Source organism: Mesorhizobium sp. M7A.T.Ca.US.000.02.2.1 (assembly GCF_003996995.1).
Classification (GTDB): domain Bacteria; phylum Pseudomonadota; class Alphaproteobacteria; order Rhizobiales; family Rhizobiaceae; genus Mesorhizobium.
Window position 1 is genome coordinate 1 of record NZ_RZTT01000463.1, and the last position, 4,435, is coordinate 4,435.

The following is a 4,435-nucleotide window of genomic DNA, read 5'->3' on the forward strand; positions in this document are numbered from 1 at the left end:
CTCGAACATCGTCGAGGCCGCGCGGCAGGCGTTTCTCGCCGCCGGGCAGGATGCGGAACTGATCCCGCGGACGCCGGCCATTCTCGGGCTGGCCGGCGCCAATGTCGGTACCTATCGGCAGCAGCTCGAAGCGATCCTGCCGTTCAGCATCAGTCGCGTCGAGACCGACGCCGAGATCGCACTGGAGGGCGCTGTCGGCTCGGGTGACGGCGCCATGGCGATCCTCGGCACCGGCACCGCCTATATGGCGCGCAGACAAGGCAAATCGCGGGCCATCGGCGGCTGGGGTTTCCAGGTCGGCGACCAGGGCAGCGGCGCCCGCATCGGCCGCGACCTGCTCGAACAGACACTGCTTGCCTATGACGGCGTTCGCGCCGGTTCGCCGCTGACGCACAGCATGCTGGCCGTCTTCCGCAACAACCCGGAAGACGTCGTCGAATTCACCACCAATGCCAAGCCGGGCGATTTCGGCGGCTTCGCACCCAAGGTGTTCGAGCATGCCGAGAAGGGCGACAGCGTCGCCAACTGGATCCTCGACAGGGTGGTCGCCGATGTCGAAGCCTCGCTCGGCGCGCTCGACCTTGCTGACGACGCGCCGCTGTGCCTGCTCGGCGGGCTGGCGCCGCTCTACGCGCCGCGCCTGTCTGCCCGCTACCGGGCGCTGCTGAAGCCGCCGCTCGACGACGCACTGGGCGGCGCGGTGCAGATGGCGGTTCGCCTTTTCGCCGGACACGCGGAGGCAACTCGATGAGCGAGGCCGCCGACCAGATCTTCGCCACGCTCAAACATCAGGCGCAAAGCGGCGCGCCGCTTTATCTGCAGCTTCGCAAGAGCATCGAGGACGCGGTCAATCGCGGCCTGATCGGGCCGGGCGACGCGCTGCCTTCCGAGCGCGACATCGCCACCAAGGCCGATATTTCGCGGGTCACCGTGCGCAAGGCGGTGCAGGATCTCGTCAAGGGCGGCATCCTGGTGCAGCGCCACGGCTCCGGCACTTTCGTGGCGCCGCGCATGGAGCGTGTCGAACAGTCGCTGTCGCGGCTGACCTCGTTTACCGAGGACATGGCGCGGCGCGGCATGGCGGTGCGTTCGGCATGGCTCGACCGCGGCCTCTACGCACCATCGCCCGACGAGATGATGGTGCTCGGCCTGTCCTCGAGCGAACTGGTGGCGCGGGTGGCGCGCCTGCGCATCGCCAACGACACGCCGCTGGCGATCGAACGCGCCTCGCTGTCGGCCAGCGTGTTGCCCGATCCGGCCGATATAGGTTCCTCGCTCTACGCGGCGCTGGAATTGACCGGCAACCGGCCGGTGCGGGCGGTGCAGCGCATTTCCGCCGCCAATCTCGGCGACAGCGACGCGCGCCTGCTCGAAGTGCCGCCAGGCATTGCCGGCCTGCACATCGAACGCATTTCCTATCTGGCGAGCGGCAAGGTGATCGAATTCACCCGCTCCATCTACCGGGGCGACGCCTATGATTTCGTCGCCGAACTGCGGCTGACAGGGCCGAGCGAAGAGGGCCGACCATGAGCACGACAGAGCCGACCATGTCGGCAGAAATGACCCATATGCGGCGCGAGATCGAGGAGGTCCCGCAAGCGGTCGCCCGCCTGCTCGACGGCTCCGGCGCCGTGCTGACCGAGGCCGGGCGCGGCATCCGCGAACGCGACCCGCAGTTCGTCGTCACCGTGGCGCGCGGCTCGTCCGACCATGCCGCCACCTTCATGAAATACGCCGTCGAGCTGACCGCGGGCCTGGCCGTGGCGTCTGTCGGACCGTCGATCGCCTCGATCTATGGCCGCAAGCTCAGGCTCGCCGGCTCGGCCTGCCTGGCGATCTCGCAGTCGGGCAAGAGCCCCGATATCGTCGCCATGGCCGAAACCGCACGGGCGGGGGGCGCGCTGACCGTCGCCATCACCAACACCGCCGATTCGCCGCTGGCGCGTGCTTCGGACTATGCGATCGATATCCTGGCCGGCCCCGAGCGCAGCGTGGCGGCCACCAAGACCTTCATCAATTCGGCCGTCGCCGGCCTCGCTCTGATGGCGCATGCCACCGGCGACGATGCGCTGTTGGCCGCACTTGCCCGCCTGCCGGAGCATTTCGGCAAGGCGATCGCCTGCGACTGGATGAGCGTGCTGTCTGAGACGATCGAGAAGCAGAAGTCGCTGTTCATCCTCGGCCGCGGACCGTCGGCGGCGATGGCCAATGAAGCGGCGCTGAAATTCAAGGAGACCTGCGGCATGCATGCCGAGGCCTACAGCGCCGCCGAAGTCATGCACGGCCCGCTGGCGCTGATCGGCCCCGACTTTCCGGTGCTGGCGCTGGCCGCGCGCGACGCCTCCGAACCGTCTATCGCCGAGGCCGCCGACAGCCTGGCGGCCAAGGGCGCGCCGGTGTTCGTCACCTCCGCGCTTGCCAAACGCGCCGTGCGCCTGCCGCATGTTGCCACCGGCCATCCGCTGACCGATCCGCTGACGCTGATCGTCTCCTTCTACATGTTCGTCGAGGCCTTTGCCCGCCATCGCGGTCTCGATCCGGACACGCCGCGCAATCTTCGCAAGGTGACGGAGACAGTATGAGCGATCGCTTTGCCCTGACTGGCGCCCGGATTTTCGACGGCGACGACTGGCATGAAGGCCACGCACTTGTCGTGCGCGACGGTCTCGTCGAGGCCATTCTGCCCACCGGTGCCATCCCCTCGGATATCCGCGTCGTCGACACCGGTGGCGGCCTTCTGGCGCCGGGGTTCGTCGACCTGCAGGTCAACGGCGGCGGCGGCGTCATGCTCAACGACCACCCCGATGTCGCTTCAATCGAGACCATCTGCCGCGCGCACGCGCCCTTCGGCACGACGGCGCTGCTGCCGACGCTGATCACCGACACGCCTGCAATCACGGCCGCCGCTGTCGCCGCCGGCGAGGCAGCGGCGCGCCAGAAGGTGCCTGGGTTTCTCGGACTGCATCTCGAAGGCCCGCATCTGTCGGTCGCCCGCAAGGGCGCGCATGATCCGGCGCTGATCCGGCCGATGACGGATGCCGATCAGGCGATGCTGATCGCCGCGCGGCAAAAACTACCGGTGCTGCTCACCACCATTGCCCCTGAATCCGTCGAGCCGGCGCGCGTCGCGGCACTCGCCAGGGCCGGCATCATCGTCAGCCTTGGCCACTCCGATACCGGCTATGCCACCGCCAGCGCCTTTGCCGCGGCCGGCGCCTCAATGGTCACCCATCTGTTCAATGCGATGAGCCAGATCGGCAATCGCGAGCCCGGATTGGTCGGCGCCGCCATCGACATCGGCACCTTGTCGGCCGGCCTCATCGCCGACGGCATCCATGTCGATCCGGCCACCATCAAGATCGCGCTGCGCGCCAAGCAGGGGCCGGCCAGGATCGTGCTGGTCACCGACGCCATGGCGACAATCGGCACCGACATGACGTCGTTCACGCTCAACGGCCGCACCATCTATCGAAGGGACGGCAGCCTGAGGCTCGCCGACGGAACACTGGCGGGCGCCGATCTCGATATGATCTCGGCCGTTCGTTTCATCCACCGCGTCGCCGGGGTCGAGCTTTCCGAGGCCTTGCGCATGGCCTCACTCTATCCGGCGCAAGCAATCGGCCAGTCGCACCGGCTTGGCCGATTCGCCAACGGCACGGCTGCGGACATGGTCGCGCTGTCGGACGATCTCGACACGAAGGGCGTCTGGATCGGCGGCGAAAAGGTTTTTGCGGCCGGTTCCGACACTGCGCGTTGATTTCAGGTTCAAGTCGGCTGACGTCATGAAACCTTTTGATTTTGAGGTCGTTGTCGGAGCGTATGTCCGAGGCGAAACCCAAATTGAAACAGGCCGACGGCATCAAACCGCGCGGTGCCTTGAAGCCGCCACAGAAAGCGCCGCGTGACCAAAGGCCACGCCACGAGGAGCTGCGCGAAAAAAAGCTGTCGAGTGCCGAAGCTGCCCCGGAGGTCGACGGCCAGCCGGGGCCACCACCGGATGCTGTCGAGCCCGATCCGCAACTGACGCCCGAAGGGGCCGAGCAGGAGCGCAAGAAATATCTGCTGCGGCGTTTCTGGATCAGCGCGCGCGGTTACTGGAGCCGGCGCGGCGACCGGCTCGCCTGGCCATTGACGATCGGGGTGCTGCTGCTGATCTGCATCAATATCGGCTTCCAGTATGGCATCAATGTCTGGAACCGTTCGATGTTCGATGCCCTCGAGCAGCGCAACGCCCGCAGCGTCTATTTCCTCAGCGCCGTCTTCGTGCCGCTGGTAATCTGCAGCGGCAGCCTTGTCGTCGCGCAGGTCTACCTGCGCATGACGATCCAGCGCCGCTGGCGTTCCTGGCTGACCACCGCGGTCATCGCGCGCTGGCTGGCAGGCGGCCGCTACTACCAACTGAATCTCGTCGGCGGCGACCACCAGAACCCCGAGG

Annotated in this window: 4 protein-coding genes and 1 pseudogene; all 5 read left to right on the forward strand. The window is 67.2% G+C overall.

The genetic code is table 11. The annotated features are described in order from the left end of the window. Positions 1-751 (forward strand): N-acetylglucosamine kinase (locus tag EOD15_RS29360; protein ID WP_127409081.1); only part of this gene is annotated, 751 nt, incomplete at its 5' end. Then, the gene (locus EOD15_RS29365; RefSeq protein WP_027040192.1) at positions 748-1,530 is read left to right on the forward strand and encodes a GntR family transcriptional regulator; all 783 of its coding nucleotides are present in this window, start codon (positions 748-750) and stop codon (positions 1,528-1,530) included. The genes EOD15_RS29360 and EOD15_RS29365, both read left to right, overlap by 4 nt. Before the next feature lie 17 nt (positions 1,531-1,547). Further along, a complete protein-coding gene (locus tag EOD15_RS29370) occupies positions 1,548-2,582 on the forward strand; it encodes an SIS domain-containing protein (protein WP_164748800.1) in 1,035 nt (344 codons plus the stop codon). Then, on the forward strand, positions 2,579-3,757 hold the full coding sequence (nagA, locus tag EOD15_RS29375; protein ID WP_027040194.1) for an N-acetylglucosamine-6-phosphate deacetylase: 1,179 nt from the start codon (positions 2,579-2,581) through the stop codon (positions 3,755-3,757). The genes EOD15_RS29370 and nagA overlap by 4 nt, the downstream gene beginning before the upstream one ends. A gap of 62 nt (positions 3,758-3,819) precedes the next feature. Further along, positions 3,820-4,435: pseudogene (locus tag EOD15_RS29380) on the forward strand (ABC transporter ATP-binding protein/permease); the annotation flags it as partial.